This is a genomic window from Flavobacteriales bacterium (assembly GCA_013001705.1).
In the GTDB taxonomy this organism is placed as follows: Bacteria; Bacteroidota; Bacteroidia; order Flavobacteriales_D; family JABDKJ01; genus JABDLZ01.
The window spans coordinates 1-19097 of the sequence record JABDLZ010000052.1 but is presented as its reverse complement, the minus strand read 5'-3'; the positions used below and the strand labels follow the sequence as shown (position 1 = coordinate 19097).

Genomic DNA, 19097 nt, shown 5'->3' with positions numbered 1-19097 from the left:
ATGCGCTGATATAGACCGAGTTCCCGGTTGCAGTCATAATCCAAGCCCACATAATGCACCTCGAGTTCCTCGCCACAATCAAATGCCGATAGGAAGCCCACAAGCTTTCCTTCACACTCCACCGATTCGAAGATGAGCGTATCCTGCAAGAGATCCTTCCAGATGGCATAGGCCTCTATCTCCAATACCCCGAAGGTGAAAGACGAATTCTCCAGAACCTGATGAAAGAGCGTATTCAGTTCCGGTGCGCGCTGGCGTATCTCTTCGGCAGACATATCCTTGAAAACAAGTGCATCAGATCGTTTGCGGATGGACTTGAGTCGGGTACGTGCTTTACTGGTGAGCGCGGCTGCATAATCGTCCATGCTCTTCCAAGCGGGATCGATATCCATCACCATGTTCATGTCCATGCGGAACATGTGGTAGCGTTTCTTCACCAGCTGCTCACTCATGTCGAATGATTCGGGCCAGAATTCCTTGAAGACGACTATCCCCACTTTTGAATTGAGGTCCCCGTCCTGCTTCAGTCGATTGGCGGTATTCTCTACCATTTCGATCTGCTCCTTGCGTTCTATCTTATCGGAGAATAGGAATCCGTTCTCACCGCAATGGAACACGTTCCCGTTGACCAGACTGCGTATCTTGAGTTCTTTGACCACCTTGCTCCCCAGCGCTGAACCCAGTTTACGGACCTGTGCTGCATATCTGCTTCCGGTATCCACCAGATCCACTACCTGGAAGTAGGCGATGCCTATGGGGGTGAATTGCTCGCAGTAATAGATGATATATCTAAACTCCATGGTCTCATCCATCGCCTGCTCCAGAGCATAGAGGTAGCTCGTAGTCAAGAAGAGATTGCTATTCTGCAGCACAGCATCCCAATCGGTCTTGTTGAGCAGTTGAATGGAATCGGAGATCGTAAGACGCACCTTGGGCGATCCGTGCTTACAGGCCCCATTGCCATAGCTGATATCCAGATCGGTCACCATATATGATTCCCTGTTGGTAGGATATGGACTTGAAGTCCGGTTGGTATGACGCAGCTAGCAGGCATGGTATATTGACACTCGGCAGAGAGGATTCGATTCAAGGTATGATTCAGGTGAAGCGTGCTCAAGGGATATATGACCAATGGCTGAATGGAAGGATGAAGATAGACAATAGAAGAGGTCGGCTGAATAGCCGACCTCCCCATCTTTCATTGACTGTAAAAACCAAACGCTATGAAATGAAAGATGATTTAATCTCTAAATGCTGTAATCTTGAATTCAACTTCAATGTCATCGCTCAGGACCATGTCTTGAGCCGGGTGATCGAAAGATACGTTGAATTTCTTTCTATCGAAAATGAACTTTCCATCTGCTTCCAGCAAATCAGCTTTCATGGTAGGATTGAATTCCTTGAGCTCTATCGGGTGGGTCTGATCCCTGACGGTAAGCATCATCTGCCCGTTCTCTACAGAGAGTGAAGCTGTTTTGAATTCGGCTACATTGAAGAAATCATCGGACTGAAGGTGTCCGACCAATTTATCTGCTGTTTTTCCAGCTTCTGGGTCAAAGTTCTCATCCGTAGGGGTCATGGACATCATATCCACGGTGAAGGAACCATCTACCACTTCATCCCCATTCATTTTGAAACTACCTTCCGTAAAATCCAAGGTGCCTTCATGGCTATACATACCCATCATGGTCCCTTCCCACATCAACACGCTCTTGTCGGTGTCCAATGTATAGTTGATTGCTTCCATCTCAGTGTTTTCCTCAGCTGGAGTGGCTTCGGTGTTCTTCTGCTCTGAATTGGATGAACACGCACTGAGCAATATGAGCATGAAGAGTGGTAAAAGATTCCTTGATAGTGATTGCATTTCGATTAAATTAATGTTTACAACAAATTTAACAGGATTATCGAGATGACCAAGGATTGAACGGAAAAATATCAGCTAGGACCACCATTGAAAATGAAAAAGCCGTTCTACCCTTGGGCAGAACGGCTTCCCTTTACAGTTGAAATTCTTACGATCAGTGTTTCTTGATGTCCACTTCGAGAGTGAAGTCATCATAGATGGCTTTATCTCCAAGGCCTTTGAAGAACGAATTCGAACCGTAGCGCACATCGTACTCCGAACGGTCGATGACTACAGTAGCAGTCGCATGTTTCATGTGACCATCGTTCTCCACCTGGGCCTGGAAGCTCAATGGCTTGGTGATTCCCTTGATGGTCAGATCCCCCGTGATGTCATAGGCCCCTTTACCGAGACTCTTGACCGCAGTGGTCTTGAAGTGGGCTTCCGGATGCTCTTCTACATGGAAGAAATCTTCTGAAGAGAGGTGTCCCTGCAGCTTTCCTTTCATATCGCCCTCGAGATCGGTGACTGCGATAGAGGTCATATCCACTGTGAAATCAGCGCTTTCCAAGGTTCCATTGCTGTCAAAATTCCAATTGATGTTCTTGAAATTGACGGTGCCTTGGTGCTTACCGGTGACTTTCTCAGCTTTCCATATGATGGTCGCTGATTCCTTGCCTTCGGTACTTGCTCCGTTCGTAGTGAAGGACATGGTGCTCAGGCCGATCACACAGGCCATGATGAGGGTAATTGATTTGATGTTCATTTTGAATTAGAATTGAATTATTGAATTACGAATTTGTCTTGATGGGTTCTGGCTCGGAAGCATTGATCCGCTCCAGTAGTTCCACGGTGCGTTCGACCTCGTTCTCCGAGATCAAGTCGGCATAGAAGCCATTCAATCTCTGTGCCAACTCCACATCCAGTTTCTCCAGCACCTTGAGTCCGATCTTGGATATGCATACATCCATCTTCCTGCGATTGTCCGGGCAGATGGTTCGATTGGTCAATCCCTTCCTGACCAAACGGTCGAGCAAGCGGCTGACATCCGATGTCTCGAAATGCATACGATTCTTGACTTCTCCTACACTCAGATTCCCTTCTGCACCCCTTAAGATGCGGAGGATATTATACTGAGGAGGCGTGAGCTCGTACTCTCTGAGCAAGGTGGCAATGCGATACTGAACGATGTCCGCGGTGCGCATGATCTCCACGATGAAGTTCTCGTGTGGATTTCCTTTTCTCTTTGCCATGGCGCAAATCTACAAAAACATATGATGTTAACAACATATTTTCGGGCATGAATTATTGGAATCCAAGGTTCCAGATGCCCAATTGCACCCTTGTTGCCCGTCAAGATCACAGAGGTTCGTTTTATTTGTACCTATCTAAATTGCTTTCCATGCGCATCAAAACTCTAGTCGCCCTCCTTTTCATCACCGCCATATGCATCGGTCAGTCTCCCGTGGATAAGATCGACCGATACATTGAAAAGGCCCACCTCGACTGGGAGATACCGGGAGTGGCAATAGCCATCGTGCATCAAGGAGAGCAGGTACTCGCCAAGGGATACGGTGTGCGGAGTACAGCGACCGAAGATCCGGTGACTGAGAATACCCTTTTCGCCATCGCCTCCAACACCAAAGCATTCATATCGGCTGCCATAGCCGGTCTGGTCGAAGAAGAAAAACTCTCTTGGGATGACAAGGTGGTGGACCATCTCCCCTATTTCGAACTCTATGACCCCTACGTCACTTCCCAATTCACCGTAGCCGACCTCCTTTGCCACCGCAGCGGCTTAGGGACCTTCAGCGGTGATCTTTTGTGGTATGGGAGCGATCTGAGCCGTGAAGAGGTCATCGCCAATGCCGCTAAGCTGGAACCTCAGTTCGGATTCAGGGCCGGATATGGATACCAGAACATCATGTATATGGCCGCTGGAGAGGTCATAGAAGAGGTGACTGGTGTACCGTGGGATGACTACATACGCAAACGCTTCCTACATCCATTGGGCATGACCAACACCCTATCCAGTGTAACCGAGCTCCAGTACCATGCCGACCATGCAGAACCTCACAATATGATCGATGGTGAGCAGCAGCCCATCGATTGGGTGAAATGGGACAACATGGGACCTGCAGGATCTTTGATCTCCAGCGTGAGTGACCTGAGCGCTTGGATCGATCTTCAATTGAATAAGGGTCAGAAGGATTCTACCGTATTCTGGACCGAGGAGAGCAGCAACCGCATGTGGACCATCCATACGCCTAAACCGCTCAGCAATTGGCATCGCAACAACTTCCCGAGCAAACACTTCGCAGGCTATGGATTGGGCTGGGACCTATTCGACTATCACGGTCGATTGATCGCCAATCACGGAGGAGGCTATGACGGCTTCATCTCGCAGACCATTCTAGTCCCGGAAGAAGAACTAGGATTCGTCATTCTGACCAACAGCAACAACTTCTTCCCTTATGCCATGATGTATCACATCTTGGATCTCTATCTGGCCCCTGATGAAGCGCAGGATTGGGGTGCGTACATGCTGGAACTCAAGAAGCAAGGAGATCAACGCAAGAAAGACCAAGAAGCGGCCATGGAGGACTCTCGACAGGTGGATACTACACCGAGCTTGTCACTGGAGGCCTACGTGGGCGAGTATCACGACCCTAAGTATGGTTCGGTGATCATTGGCATGGAGGCCGACTCCATGTACTTCGATTTCAAGCCTACAGCACTCTATCACGGATCACTATCTCACTGGCATTTCGATACTTTCAAGATGACCTGGGGCGAGGATCATTTCCTTCCCGATGGGCTGGCGACCTTTGTCTTGGGCAAGAATGGAGAAGTAGAAGAACTGCGCATCTCCTGTCCCAATCCCGATCTCTTCTTCTACGAACTCGAGTTGATGAAGGTCAAAGAAGAGTGACCTCTATGATCAGTTTCTGAACAGGAATCCATTGGGAGCGATGCCCACTTGGAATTCATCCATGAGTACCCCGCTCATGCTATATCGGTACACTGTACCTGGTGAAGCGAAGTCTCCGGCATCCGTAGCATAGATATCTCCTGAGCTCGGGTGAATGGCCATTCCGTAGAATGAGCCCGCCCCTTCTGCAATCGGATCATCCGATAATGAGTTATCTCCGATGAACATGGTATAGACCTCATTGTTAAGCAGGTAGACCTGATCGCCATCTGCATTGATATCCAACTCGATCGAATAACTATATGGAGCAGGGATATCGACCGTGAGAATGACCTCATCAGTGACCGGGTCGATGCGATGCACCTTCGGATCCACTGCACCGAAATTGCCATTGGTCGCCAGCCAGATCATTCCTTCTTCATCCAGCCTCATATTGACCGGGCCCGGTGTGACGGTGATACTGTCGATGAGCATATCTGTGACCGGATCGATGACCATCACCTGATCATCAGAGCTTCGAGCCACATACACCTTCCCATCAGTGATCAGCATACCTTCACTCCATCCTCCTATATCCACACCGCCTGATAGACTATGGTCGCTGAGATCGACTATCTGGATGGAATTGGTGAAGAGGTTGCTCACATAGGCCTTCTCAGTGCTCACGGCCAGTATCTCCCGTGGACTGACCAAGCCCTGTATGACAGCCTCTGACACCAAGCTAGTCGCCTGGACCACTTCTATCTTGGATGAATTGTTCAATAGCAGGTAGATGTGATCACCGATGCGAGTGATGGATTGCAATACATCTCCAGGGCCATAGCCATTGACCGCTTCGAATATTCCGTTCTGCACTTCTTCGCTGTCGCTCGTATAGAGCGAAAGAGAAGCGTTGTTGCCTTGAAAGGCACCTTCACAGGCAACGATGACATCGGCCAGGTCAGGCTCGGGGTCGACTTGTGGGTCATTATTCTCCTCTTCACAGGAGACCAAAATGAGCAGCAGCAAAGAACAAAGGAGTAATTCAAGTTTTTTCATGGAATCGTATAGCTAAATGGATCTGTACATGTCGATCAGGAATAGGTCTATCCCTGACGAACTCGTAATTGGTATTCAAAAGATTGTTTACTCGGAAACCCCATTCCATGCTCTGAGAACCGGGCACCTTCCATTGGGCAAAAGCATCCATCATATAGATGGGCGGTAGCTCACTCTGCGGTATGTTCCGATGATCTGTCAAGGTGCTCGATTGATAGTCTAAAGACCAACCGAACAGAATTCCCTTTAATGCTTGGCTCACTTCCACATTGAGCATGTGTTCGGGTCGATACAGGCCTTCTACCCAAGATCCGGTCTCTTCGCGATATTCCTTGGTCTGTACATAGGTATAGGACCCTCGGACTCCTCCAGTAGAGGACCAATCCACACATGACCGCCATTCCAGACCACTACTGCGTGATCGGTCGAGATTCTCCGGACGGAATCTCCCATCTCCACCAGGCACCCACAGGATCATCTGATCCACCAGATTGGCAAAGCCAATGATGCCCAGCTGGACATCCTCCTGATTCCACTCCACATGCATTTCACCGGAATAGCCCTCTTCGGCCTGTAGAGATGCATCACCCAGTTCCGGCCAATACATATCATTCATGGTCGGGTTTCGGAAGGTACGCGCAGCAGAAGCGATAAGATTGACTCTCTTCCAACCCTTAGGTCGGATGCTCAGTGCTAAGGAAGCGGTCAAGGGATTCCATTTGAGATTGCGGGTCTCCTGTCTGATGCCTATATCCAGATCCACTTGTTTGCCGAGTCCCTTTTCCATCCCGAGGTACATCCCCATCTCATGACTGCTTTGCGTAGTGAGATCTTGAATATCCATCAGGTTAAGGTCATTATCCCACCTGAATTCGACCAGCGTCTGTCCGGTGAGCTGTGTGCGTAGTTCATAGTGCATGTGGACGCGATCATTGCCTATCTGAGAGTCGATCACATCCATGGTATCTGTATAGTGCAGATTCTCATGCACGTGACCGATGGACAGTTCGTGAGACGTTCTAGTGGCCATCCAGTTCATACTGGCAATACTCCGCAGGATCTCATCTGTTTGTTGTTCTCCTCGGCCGGAAACTCCTATGGGAGCTGGAATCTCCCGGTCGGAATGGAGATAATGTGCGGCCATGTGCAGGCGAGAATTCTTTCCCGTACGGATGCTAAGATCCTGGGCCAGACCTTGTTGTTGTGATCGGGCATGCTCTCTTCGCCTGCTCAAGACGCTCTGTCCTGAATCATCTATGAACCGATATCGGTTATCTGTACTCGAATGGAAAAGAACAGTCCTCCATGAGGCTGCTTGTGAACCATCGCCTATTTCAAGCACATGATCCATGCCTCCCAATTCTGGGGTGAAGGAGCTGTTCAGGCCCACGAATGCTGAAGTGTCCCGCGCATCGGAACGCATGCGTATACTACCGGAGATACCACTTGCTCCCTGCAGCAAGGATGAAGCTCCAAGGTCGATCTGTACGTCTAGCAAGAAGGCAGCTGGGATCAAAGAGACATCCACCAATCCCAGACTCGGAGTGTTGATGGCCATCCCATTCCAGAACCATTCTACCTGCTGGGCGGTACCTCCACGCATACTCAGATTGGTGATGTTACCGGGCCCATAATCCCTTATGACCATGGGTTGAGAATGCTTGATTGCCTCTGTCAGTGAAGTGGACCGATCCATAGCTGACATGGGAAGGGAATCGCTACGAAATGCCACCGAGCCTCGAGGTATCTCATAGGTGAAAGTGAAGGTGTTCAGAGTATCCGTGTAGACTCCCTGAGCACGTCCATCTGTGAGTGCGATGGAGAGCAACACGATTACAATTCCTATGTGATGGATATGCTTCATCTCAACATATCATCAATATCAGGTATGAGTAGACAGGGTATACCACGGTCTGCTTCATGCTCTTATCCCGAAAGCGATGAAAAAACAAGCATTCTCCAGGCAGGTCTTCTGACTCACTCCTACACTTCTACCTTCCCATCCTTTACTGAACAGTGGCATTGACCGAAGTGCAATTTCAAACGGAGCTCACAGCTGCGGGAACAGTCCAGGATTCGCGGAAAGACACCACTCACCTGATTCCCTTTTAATCCGAGGTCTTCGATCGTATGACCCCAGAACCTGAGAACGTCACAAAGATACTTGAAGTCGCTCAGTCAAGAGCTTTGAAGAGTAGAAGCTGGGATTCGCGCTCGATCTTGCTCCGATCCATGTGCTGCATACGGAATTGGCCATTGACATACATCTCTGCCTGATCATCATAATGAGGGCTGAGTCGCATACCTGATTGGCCGGTGGGTAAGATGCTCTGGGAGTTCTCCAGGTTGGAAAGATTGATAACGCGCCTCATCTGCGGGCCATACTCCGCCTGGATGATGGCATCATCGCTGAGATAGAACACACTATTGTTGATGGTCTCTATGGCTCCTGGAGAGGAATAGGGTCCTACGGATAGCCACTTCCCAAGTAGAGGGATGTCCTTGAAGGCATGGTTATGTGTGGTCATATGGGTCTGTCCCCAGGTCCATTGAGAGATATCCGCACCATGGTCGGCCACCATTTTCTCGATGGTGGTCCGGAATGCTCTGACGATGATATCCTGCTGAAATTCCTCTCTAGCTGTGTTCACATCATCCCACCAAGGGCTGTACTCAGCACAGATGAATTTGGAGAAACTGCTCTTGACCACATTGGTCTTCAAGAATTCGGTGAATGCTTCCTCTCCCAGCTCGTCCTTCATGGACATGGAGAGGATGTTATACAACCAACGGTAGTAGATGGATGGGCTGATGTCTTCTTCATGATGCCCTCCATTCCATTCGGTCATCTGGTCGAAGGCTTCCAATTCCACCTCATTCATTTCCAGGCGTTGGAGCTTGATGAAGGTCAAAAGATCGGTACATAAATCCTCATGATGTTGAGAATAGTCATCCAGTGCCAAGCGTTTCATGGCTTCAACACTCCAATCATTCCTGGCCGCTAATTTCTGAGCAACACGTTGCGCCCTATGGTCCGGCTCATAGTAGCCCGGTTCAAGAGGAGCATCCAGATAGGAATCGTGCTGGTTGTTACAGGAGTAGACAAAGCCCCATGGAGGATTCTCCAAGCTGGGATTATCCTCGAAGAATCTATATCCGAGCACCTCATCTTGGCCGCTCGAACCATCCAACATGAAGACCGGATCGGTGAATGGATCGCGAATGGGTGTATGGCCAGCTGCCCAGAGTGCGATATTCCCTTTCGAATCTGCATAGCTAATGTTCAGTCCTGGGGCAGCTATGAGTGAAACGGCTTCTTCGGCCTCCTCCATATTGGACCCACTATTGAGTCCGTGAAAGGCCTGAAGAAGGTCACAAGGCCGCTCTAAGAAGGTCCAACGCATACTGATATGCTCGAGCGAATCTGCATGTTGCACGAATTCGGAGATCAATGGCCCGTGATGGGTCACACGAGAGGTGAGAATGATTGCCTCCTCCCCCTTGACCTGTATCGTGTCGGTATGGGTGATCAGGTCATTCCATTCATCCATATATCGATACCTGGTAGAATCTGGATCCAGCACTTCGCAATAGAGATCCATATCATCGTTGAGCAACATGGTCACTCCCCAGGCATAGTGCGCATTGTGCCCGGTGAGCGCAAATGGGATACCGGCCATGAAATTGCCATATACACGCTTTCCTGGATACTCGAGATGGGCCTCATACCATGTGCAAGGCTGTCCATAACCAATATGGGTATCGTTGGACAAGAGCGTCACTCCGTCCTCCGTCTTCCAAGGAGAGATGGCCCATGTATTGCTCCCATAGAGGGTAGGTAGTTCGAGGTCGAGGAATTTCCTCAAGGCCTGGGTGCGGGTGCGAGGTCTGCTCACAGGAGAAGGATCTACTTCCCGATCTGGAAAAACAGGGACATTCTCATTGAAATCAGGCGTATGCAACTCCAAAGGGGCCAGATAGTCTGGTCCGAGGTTGTCCTTGATGTAGCTCATCAACGGGTCTGTACGAAGCCCTTGTGCGAAATTGAAGCTCATAGCTGCAGCTACGCAATACATATCCTCGATGGCATACGGTTCTCTGGGTATACCGAGAATCTTAAATTCCAGTGGCAGCCGGCCAGTTTGCATGTAGGTGTTGACTCCTTCCAGATAGGCCTCAGCCTCGCTCAGTACATCTCCACCCCATGCTCTGAGTCTCCCTGCTTCTGTCTGAGCTTTGCGATGCGTCCCCAAGGTGCGGAAGAATCGATCGACACCCACCACATCTGGACCAAGGACTTCAGCCAAACGACCTCCTCCTGCCCTGCGGAGAAGCTCCATCTGGAACAGGCGCTCTTGCGCATGGACGTAGCCTAAGGCTTTGTATGCGTCAGTGCTGGAACTGGCGTAGATATGAGGAATTCCGAAACGGTCGAATAGGACTTCTGTATCCTCCTTCACAGAGAGGACATCCAATTCTCCTTTGTATTGTGGTCTCGCTCTGAATATGAAGGCCGCGATGAGGGTGGCTATCACGAGAAGAACGAATAGAGTATAGCGGATGATCCTCATGGGCTTGGCTCAGTCACAAATAAACACATTACAGGATTGCCGCCTACTGGGCCAAGAATTCATTCATCTTGTCTCTGAAAAGTGGGAAGTTGCTCAGATTGCTATGCCTACCTCTGGGGATGGTGATCATGTTATGTTCTACATGTTCATTGATCAGTTCGTAGAGCTTCAAGCCACTGCTATATGGAACGATACGGTCCCGAGTGCCGTGGAAGATCCAAATAGGACAATCGACCTCAGCGATGAACTTATCTGAGCGGAAAGGGAATCGCAGTAGGAAACGCACCGGCAGGAATGGAAAGTGATAGAAGGCCACATCTATCATGTTCAGATAAGGTGTCTCTAAGACCAATTTAGAGGGGTCGTTATCCGCGGCCACCTTGACCGCAAGTCCTGAGCCCAATGAACGCCCATAGACCACCAATTCCAATTCAGAGACATGTTTCAATGCATACTCATAGATCCGCTGTGCATCAGCATACATGAGTTCTTGGGTCCTCCGTCCATGACTCTTTCCGAAGCCTCTGTAATCCACCACGATCACATCGTGATCATAGGTGGTCAATTCTTCAGCCACCCGGGCCCATCGTTGTAGATTCCCGGTATTGCCATGGAAGTAGAGGATAAGCCCTTTGGATTCCTTGCTCTTGATATGCAAAGCATGAATGGTACCCCCGTCCTCCCCTTCTAGAAAGATCTCTTCAAAGGGCGATGCCAATTCGAAGGTGTGCTTCAATTGCAAGGTGGTGGCTACGAATAGAAAACGCTCCTGCAGCAGATAGTAGAGCCACATGATCAATCCGTAGATGCCTATCAGGCATAACAATACGATGAGCCACCAGGTCATAGGTAGGAGTTGGTCGGAATTGAAGGCATGGATTTTGACTATCTTGTTGAGCAAAGTTGTGACGAAATCCGTTGATACCGTCACAATTTTAAAGACAGCTACTAAAACAAAGACTATGAACAAGCTCATGATAGTGATCCTGGCACTAGGTATTGCCACCGGATCCGTGGCCCAGGAGAGGCAGACCATACTCACTGAAATGGAAGCCATCAATAAAGAGATATCCAAGGCAGAACGAAGCGTGGCCAAACATGAAGACCGGGTGAGGAGTTCTGAAAAGACTATCCGTGAGGCCGAATTGGACAAGAACAACAGTGAAGCGGCCATCGACACCAAACGTGAAGAGATAGAAGACCAGAAGGCCGAAATAGGCTCCTTCAACCTGGAAGGTCTGCAGGATCAGGTCAAGCGATTGGAGGGTGAGAAGAAAAAGACCGAATCATCCATACAGAAGGCACAGAACCAGATCGCGAAGAAAAAGAGCGAGATAGAGATGCTCTATTCGGAGATCGCCAATCTGGAATCAGATATCGACCGTTATGAGCAAGAGGTGAAAGAGAGGGACATGGAGATAGATGCCACCAATGAGACCATCGAATCCAATGGACTGGTCTCCAAGGAGAAGCGATTGGAGGATCTACGCCAAGACCTGAAGCGATTGGAATCCGATGACAAGAAGATATTACGCACCCTTACTCGGGAGCAGGCTACCATCGAGAAATCCAATATCGAACTGGCCACCCAGAGACAGGAGCTTGAAAGTCTCAAAGCGCGACTACAGGCCAAGCAAGAAGCTCTGGATGCCTTGAACGATTGAATCCTTGAACGGTGAAGAACGTATCGGACCCGCTTCAGAAATGAGGCGGGTTTTTTAGTTCATTCGACCTATGCGGAGTGCCTTTCTTCTCTTACCACTGATTTTCTGTATTGCAATTACAGCTCAGGTAGAGCCTATCCAGATAGGAACCCTTCCGAACCTGATCGATGAAGCCTCAGGACTGCAGTGTCCAAATGCGATCGAATGCTGGACCTTGAACGACAATAATGACGGGTCCAGATTATTCAAAGTGGATCAAACGGGCACCTTCATCTCCCAGCTAATTCTGAACAATGCTTCTCAGATCGATTATGAGGATATAGCTCGAGGCCAGGACGGTAGGTACTTCATAGGTGATTTCGGCAATAACCAGAATGACCGCGAGGACTTGACCATCTATATCACCGAAGACCTGGAAACAGTCAGTGGGACTACCGTTGATACAGAGAGCATCAGCTTTTCCTTTTCCGATCAATCCGCTTTCCCTCCACCTGATGAGGAGAAGAACTTCGATATAGAAGCGATGATCCAATGGAACGACTCCTTGTACCTTTTCTCACGTAACCGCACAAATCCCTATAACGGATGGACCAAGATCTATTCCCTACCCGATCAAGCGGGTGAGCATGAGGCCCTACTCATCGATTCCATATTCGGGAACCTGAGTTCGACTTACAATAGTGTGACGGGAGCGGATATCAATCCATCTGGACAACGCATCGTGCTCTGTACCAACGGGGCCATCTTCTTGATCACCGATTTCGATGAAGGCTTCTCCTCCGCTTCCATCCAGTATAATTTCTTCAGTACCACGCGTCCGTATGAAGGCATTTCATTTATCGATGAGTGCAGCGTACTGCTTGTAGAAGAAGGCAATCCGGGTGGGATATACAGTCTGAATACCTGTGACATTCTCACGCATATGCCAGAGCTTGAAGCAGAGATAGAACTGCAGATCTCCAATGGCATGCTCCGTAGCTCTATAGAACGTTCTTTCTCGCGCATCGAAGTCATAGATATCTCTGGCAGATGCGTGCATCGCTCCAGCGGTAGGATGGAGATCCCTCTCAACTCGCTGAAAAACGGCATCTATCTGGTGCGTATGTTCGAATCGGGACAGAGCCACGTCCGCGTCATCAGTGTGCAGTACTGAGCCCATTCTTGGAATTCTTCGAATGATGCTCAAGGGTTGCTTTACCTTTCCTTAACATTTCCATTACGGTATATTTGGAGCTTCGATGCAACGTGATCGATTAAAGAATATCGCAACTGGAGCCATTGGTGGTGTGCTGATCGTATTGCTCCTCCTATTCATATTACCGATCGATGTCGTGTATGAGGTGAAGGTGGATACTCGCACCTATCCTACCAAGGAGTGGAAACTCATTCAAGAAGGAAGTCAGTTCAGAACAGTGAGTCTGGACAATTCCGGCTCCCAAGCACCTACCGAGAAGAATTTCGTCTTCGACCGCGGAGATGTGATCGACATACGGTTCAATGAAGAGATCGCTTCGGGTGAATTCGTGGATCAGGGAGAGACCCTGCTTCAATTCTCATCCATGATGCACAATCTCCGTATCCAGCGGGCATTGAATGAGATCGAGATCAATGAGTCCAGAAAGGTGGCTGGAAATGCCGCGATGAAATGGCCTCTGTTGAGAGAAGCAGAAGATGCTGTGGAACTGGCCCGATCGAATGTGCGTCTGCAGGAGGCCAACCATCAACGACTGGCCCAACTCAAAGACGATGGCGTCATCTCGCAAGCCGAACTGGATGCACAGGTGAATCGACTGGAGGTGGCCCGACAAGAATTGGCCATTGCCGAACAACGGGTCGCCAACGCCAGTTTCGAGCAGAAACCTGAAGATGTAGCCGTATTCAACACGGTGATCGAGACGGTCGATAAGGAATTGGATGTATTGCTGGCACAGCAGGGTTCGTATACCTTGAAATCCCCATTCGAAGGTAGATTGCAATTGCAACCGGCCGAAGGGGTCGTGCTCAGTCTAGTAGACACCACTTCCATCTCTCTGGTATTCCCCTTCCCTATCGATCAGCGTCAGTACCTTCAGAAGAACAGCCTCTTGGAATTCGAATCGGAATCCGATGTTCATCACCTGTCCTTCGACCTGAAGGATCAAGCCGCAATCATACAAGGAGACCAACAGTGCTTGGGAGTGGCTCATTTAGAGGGTGAACAACTGGTCATGGGTGCCATGCGACCCGCTTCCGTCATCTGTGATACCGTCAGATTGCGGGAATACCTCTTCAGGAAACTTCTCTGATGCGTTTCGAGATCAAGTATATCGTACCTGAGAGCAAGATCAAGAACCTCAGGGAAATGCTCAAACCCTTTGTCCGTCCGGATAAATACATTCTCGACCGCAATAGACGATCCTACACGGTGAGAAGCGTGTATTTCGATACACCCGACCTCTTGTATTACAGAGAGAAGATAGAAGGGGTCCCTTATCGATTGAAATTGCGCATCCGTACGTATAACACTCCCCGTCAGAATGCCAAGGTCTTCTTCGAGATCAAACGAAAGCATCGCATTCCCATGACCAAGGACCGGGCCTCCTATTCGATGGATCAGACCATGCATTTCCTGCGCATGGGTGAAGTGGATGATGTAGTAGAGCAAGAGGACCCACGCTCTGACAATACCAAGCGTTTCCTCTACCATCTCCACCGAGATAACCTACATCCGACCGTGTTGGTGGTCTATGATAGAGAAGCCTATGAGAGTGTTTTTGACAATTCGGTGCGTATCACGCTCGATAAGCGACTGAGAAGTGCGGTCGTGCGGGATGTAGAGGAGATATATCGTGAGGACCTGCTGTCGGTCATGCAGGGATTTTTCATCTTAGAGGTCAAATACAATAAGAAGTATCCCGAGTGGATGCGTTTGATCGTCAACAGTTTAGACCTCAAGCAGCAAGCTGCATCGAAATACTGTATGTCCATGGAGAATCACCCGGAGATATTCCACATGGACCATTGGACCGAACTTTTGGAATTCAAGAAAAGACTTGATCAACGTGCTTGAAGATTTTCAGAATATCACCTCATTCAATACCGATCCGATAGAGATCCTGAAAAACCTCTCTATCGCCCTGCTCTGTGGTGTGATCATCGCTCTGGTCTATCGTATTACGTACAAAGGACCCTCTTATAGCACCCAATTCGTCAATTCGCTCATACTGCTATCACTGATCACTTCGGTGGTGATAATGGTCATCGGTAATAACTTGGCCACTGCTTTCGGTCTGGTAGGTGCCATGAGTATCATCCGCTTCCGGACAGCCGTGCGCGATGTGCAGGATATCGTCTTCATCTTCTTCTCTCTAGGCATCGGTCTTGCAGCTGGAGTAGGTCTGGGAGCCCTAGCCGTGATTGGTACTGTGTTCATCTCTATCGTGATATTCATCGTGATAGCTACAGATGTCAATGCCCCTAAGAAGCGTAATTACATGCTTCAGGTAAATCATCTTGCCGGGGGTACCGATGATTTGGACTCGACACTGCGCACTCATTGCAGAGACTTCAAATTGATGAGCTATCAGACCAATGAAGTCAACGAGTACATACAGGCCTACTACCATGTTCGGCTAAAAAAAGACTCCTCTCACAGCGGCCTGGTCGATGACCTGAAACAACTGGAATCCACCCGTTCCGTCAATCTCTTCTTTGACGACATAGACCCCCGTCTATAGTCCATTCCTAGCCATTTTTCCATCTCGAATCCCAGCGATCAGACACTGATCTTGGTCGAAGAATTCTTTCCGTTTATCGAAGAAATCGCTTGACACAGCTTCTCGTAGGGTCTAATTTTGGCCTCAGCTAAAAGAAGAGAAGGGTGTTTTTCCCCTTCGCGGTTTTGTACGGATTACAATTAAACGCTATGAACAAGTTATACGCTAGGGCGCAGTATGTCTGGGCTCCTCTCACTGATTCTAAGACGAATTCGATCATTGTAGCACTTATGCTGCTTCTCGGATTCTCAATAGAGGCCTATGCTGATAGGTCCTATATCTCATTCAGCAATGCTGAGACCTGCACAGTCACCATGCCCGAGTTGACCTCGGAGAATGGGTGTGCAGAATTATCCACTTACCCCTTCTCATCTGGAGGTGCGGTAGAGTTCATGTGGGCCAAGAACAACAACGGATCTATCGATGCCGTGACCCCGTTCTCCACGTCTACTTCCCTCACCTATTGTCCGACTGAGCCCGGACTATACAGGGTCTGTGCCCGCACTATAGGCTGCAGCCAGATCTACGAGAGCCATGACGTCTATGTAGGTCCATGCGGTGAGATCACCGGTCTCTACATCTATGACCAGGCCAATGACGCTCCAGTTTACGGTCCTATCGCTCAGGGCGATGAGATTCCGTATAACAGCCTCCCTTCCGGATTCTATCTCGTTACCGAGACCACTGGAATGGTTGAAAGCGTACACTACACCGTGGACGGAACTACCAATACTGAGAATGTCGTCCTCTACACCCATCCCGGTGGTGCTGAGAATGACAATAGCTGGAACGATGCTTCTGGTTTTCACCAGGTCACAGTGACAGCTTACAATGCTGACAATGCATCTGGCGAAGCCTGTGACACCTATATGATCACTTTCACGATAACCGGAGGATGTGATAATGTAACTTCTTCAGGCCACATCGATGCACCTTCAAGTGCCTGTGCTGATGAATCTTTGACCATCACTAGCACCTCACTTCCAAGCGGAGGATCTGGAGAATTGGAATATGTATGGCTCTTCAATCCCAATGAAGCGAATTGGGTCGGTGCCACAGCGATAGAGGTAAATGCTCCTGAACTCACCGTGACACCTACAGAAAGTGGATGGTACAGAAGATGTGCCCGCAGGACCGGATGTACAGACTATCTCGGTGAGTCCAATTGGGTACATGTGAGTGTAGAGAACTGTGTCCTTCCTCCCTCTTCACCTACCTGTAGTGCTGGTTCTTTCCTTTGGGAGAACACGATAGATGTGAGCAACCTTTCTGGTAGCAATGGCATACCACAAGCTGATGTACGACTTGTTGACGGGAATGTCACATGCTACACGATTCCTGGACCTTACCCTGCGGCCTTCAGCGGCCCGGTGACCCTTTCGATCGATGAGGTCGTTTCATGGGATGCCTATACCACCCGACCGAATACAGGAAACCAGCCCAATGAGCAATGGAGCCTCGTCTTCTTCAAGAATGGTTCTATTGTCTATTCTTCACAATACACCCAAGACCTCCTTACCGGAGTGGTCAACGCAGAATGGGTAGGAGCTTTGGATCAGGACATCTATCTACCCAATGGAGCAGATGAGATCAAGATCGTACACTATGAGGATGACAATTATGGAGTAGGCTCTACCAGCTCTGCCAATTCGGTAGTGCCAGTGAGTGTTTGCCTGTCCTATGACCTTCCTTGTGACCTTACTGTGGACTTGGGTGGTGACATCTCTTTCTGCGGAAACGAGACTGTGACACTCTCTGCTACTGTCAACGGGGCTTCTACATGTGAACCTGATTGCGAGCGTATCGTATCAGCTCCGAACCGTTGCAGTACCGATGGAGCTTTTGTAGTATGGCTCGTGAGTTCTGACGACAATCGTTTCAGCTCAACTGATGCTCAGTTCATCGAGTACGCAAACGGAACCGCCCGATTCACAGCTAACGCTACCAACGGAGTAGACGTAGTAGATGTGGATATCACATATAGTGGAAAGACCACTGTCGCTCCTTCAGATAGCCCCAAGCACAATGATTGTGAGCCGACCAATACCGATGGTTGGGTCTATTACACAGAGACCAACGGGACCATCATTTCTCAGAACCACGGGACATTCACCGCCACTCGCATGGGACCTTCGTTCCAGCTGGGATATTCAGCGATGCACATTGCTCCTGGATTCGGTGCCTCTGGATGGTTGGATATCACCGGTGGTGATGGACACTACGACCGTGGAGATATCAATATCGAACTCGGTGACTGTATTGACATCAATGGAAATTCAGAAGTAAGCTACCTCTGGTCTACTGGAGAAACGACTCCTGAGATCCAGGTCTCTACCAGTGGTACCTATACCCTCACGATCACTGATTGCAACGGTTGCACGGCCAGTGATGAAGTGGTAGTGGATATCACTTCTGCTGACCCGATCATCCCTATCGGATTAGAGGATTCCATCCTTGCCGAATGCCAGACCACTTTCCCTGAAGTGACCTTCGAGAACGGAACGGTAATCTCTTATGATGAATATCCTGCAGAGAGCATCTGCAAGATCGAGTTGAGCTCACATCCGAGTTACGACTACAGGAACTTCTGGTTCCACGCTTTCCCTGCTCAGTATGACAAGAACTTTGTTTGGGATGAAGGATACGTGGTCGTACTTCCTGACAGCACCGTTGAGATGTACGGAAAGGTGATCAACAATACCCTGACTTCTTCTGGATATTATATCCACTACTACTTTGAGACCTTGGTCGATTATGACACATGGATCGCTGGCGGAGGCTACAATGCCGGAGACGCTCAAGGTCCGAACAGACTGTACGCCCAAGTGGACTTCACCAAGCCTAATGCGATCATCGGATTCGGAGAATTCACTGATAGCCAATTGGAACTGGTCTCTACAGGAAATGTGGCCTTCATGGATCTCGGACCGCGTGATGTGTATGGAGGTGAAGGTGTTGGATTCTGGATCGACTATACCGGTACGGTCAATGGATATCCTGCTGGAGAAGCATTGAATCCCAATGGTGCCAATCACAACGACATGTATGCAGCTACTGGTTCATGCATTGGATCCCCAGCGGAGGATTGTGCAGAGTTCATCATCAGAGAATGGACGGTAGAAGATGGTTGTGGTGCGCAGTGTTCATTCACTCAAGCCGTGACTATCCAAGATACCACCGACCCTGTAGTGGTCTCAGTGCCTGACAACGCAACGATCGGTTGCAATGATCCACTACCCAATCTCACAGCTGTATTCAACGACAACTGCGATGACCAACTCGATATCTCTATGG

Annotated in this window: 15 protein-coding genes and 1 riboswitch; of the genes, 7 read left to right on the top strand and 8 right to left on the bottom strand. The window is 49.2% G+C overall.

Annotated elements, in window-relative coordinates:
* The 4 genes from HKN79_01945 to HKN79_01930 form a co-directional block, all read right to left on the bottom strand.
* A partial coding sequence (locus HKN79_01945; protein ID NNC82312.1) for a hypothetical protein occupies positions 1-989 on the bottom strand: 989 nt, incomplete at its 3' end.
* Positions 990-1240: 251 nt separating this feature from the next.
* Positions 1241-1864, bottom strand: a complete 624-nt coding sequence (locus HKN79_01940) for a YceI family protein (GenBank protein NNC82311.1) — start codon at positions 1862-1864, stop codon at positions 1241-1243.
* Between the two features lie 154 nt (positions 1865-2018).
* Positions 2019-2609 (bottom strand): YceI family protein, encoded by a 591-nt coding sequence (locus tag HKN79_01935; GenBank protein ID NNC82310.1) that lies wholly within the window; start codon positions 2607-2609, stop codon positions 2019-2021.
* A gap of 25 nt (positions 2610-2634) precedes the next feature.
* A complete protein-coding gene (locus tag HKN79_01930) occupies positions 2635-3096 on the bottom strand; it encodes a MarR family transcriptional regulator (protein ID NNC82309.1) in 462 nt (153 codons plus the stop codon).
* Between the two features lie 149 nt (positions 3097-3245).
* Between HKN79_01930 and HKN79_01925 the strand changes: the two genes are divergently transcribed.
* Positions 3246-4775, top strand: a complete 1530-nt coding sequence (locus HKN79_01925; protein NNC82308.1) for a serine hydrolase — start codon at positions 3246-3248, stop codon at positions 4773-4775.
* A gap of 9 nt (positions 4776-4784) precedes the next feature.
* Here HKN79_01925 and HKN79_01920 read toward each other — a convergent pair whose 3' ends face one another.
* From HKN79_01920 to HKN79_01905, 4 genes are all read right to left on the bottom strand, one after another.
* Entirely contained in the window at positions 4785-5813 is a 1029-nt protein-coding gene (locus HKN79_01920) for a hypothetical protein (protein ID NNC82307.1), read from the bottom strand.
* Entirely contained in the window at positions 5800-7677 is a 1878-nt protein-coding gene (locus tag HKN79_01915) for a TonB-dependent receptor (protein NNC82306.1), read from the bottom strand. Before HKN79_01915 ends, HKN79_01920 begins: the two co-directional genes overlap by 14 nt.
* Before the next feature lie 80 nt (positions 7678-7757).
* Positions 7758-7975, bottom strand: a riboswitch (cobalamin riboswitch).
* 12 nt (positions 7976-7987) lie between these two features.
* Positions 7988-10384: a penicillin acylase family protein gene (locus HKN79_01910; GenBank protein ID NNC82305.1), complete on the bottom strand. Its 2397-nt coding sequence runs from the start codon at positions 10382-10384 to the stop codon at positions 7988-7990.
* 43 nt (positions 10385-10427) lie between these two features.
* Positions 10428-11285: an alpha/beta fold hydrolase gene (locus tag HKN79_01905; GenBank protein NNC82304.1), complete on the bottom strand. Its 858-nt coding sequence runs from the start codon at positions 11283-11285 to the stop codon at positions 10428-10430.
* A 61-nt stretch (positions 11286-11346) separates the two neighbouring features.
* Between HKN79_01905 and HKN79_01900 the strand changes: the two genes are divergently transcribed.
* The 6 genes from HKN79_01900 to HKN79_01875 form a co-directional block, all read left to right on the top strand.
* A complete protein-coding gene (locus tag HKN79_01900) occupies positions 11347-12048 on the top strand; it encodes a hypothetical protein (GenBank protein ID NNC82303.1) in 702 nt (233 codons plus the stop codon).
* Positions 12049-12118: 70 nt separating this feature from the next.
* Complete coding sequence (locus HKN79_01895; protein ID NNC82302.1) at positions 12119-13201, top strand: hypothetical protein; 1083 nt, start codon at positions 12119-12121, stop codon at positions 13199-13201.
* Between the two features lie 85 nt (positions 13202-13286).
* A complete protein-coding gene (locus HKN79_01890) occupies positions 13287-14333 on the top strand; it encodes a hypothetical protein (GenBank protein ID NNC82301.1) in 1047 nt (348 codons plus the stop codon).
* Positions 14333-15097: a polyphosphate polymerase domain-containing protein gene (locus HKN79_01885; protein NNC82300.1), complete on the top strand. Its 765-nt coding sequence runs from the start codon at positions 14333-14335 to the stop codon at positions 15095-15097. Before HKN79_01890 ends, HKN79_01885 begins: the two co-directional genes overlap by 1 nt.
* Positions 15090-15764 carry a DUF4956 domain-containing protein gene (locus HKN79_01880; GenBank protein ID NNC82299.1) on the top strand — a complete coding sequence of 225 codons (675 nt, stop codon included), beginning with the start codon at positions 15090-15092 and terminating at the stop codon, positions 15762-15764. Before HKN79_01885 ends, HKN79_01880 begins: the two co-directional genes overlap by 8 nt.
* A 188-nt stretch (positions 15765-15952) precedes the next feature.
* Positions 15953-19097: hypothetical protein (locus tag HKN79_01875; GenBank protein NNC82298.1), on the top strand; the 3145-nt coding region annotated here is incomplete at its 3' end.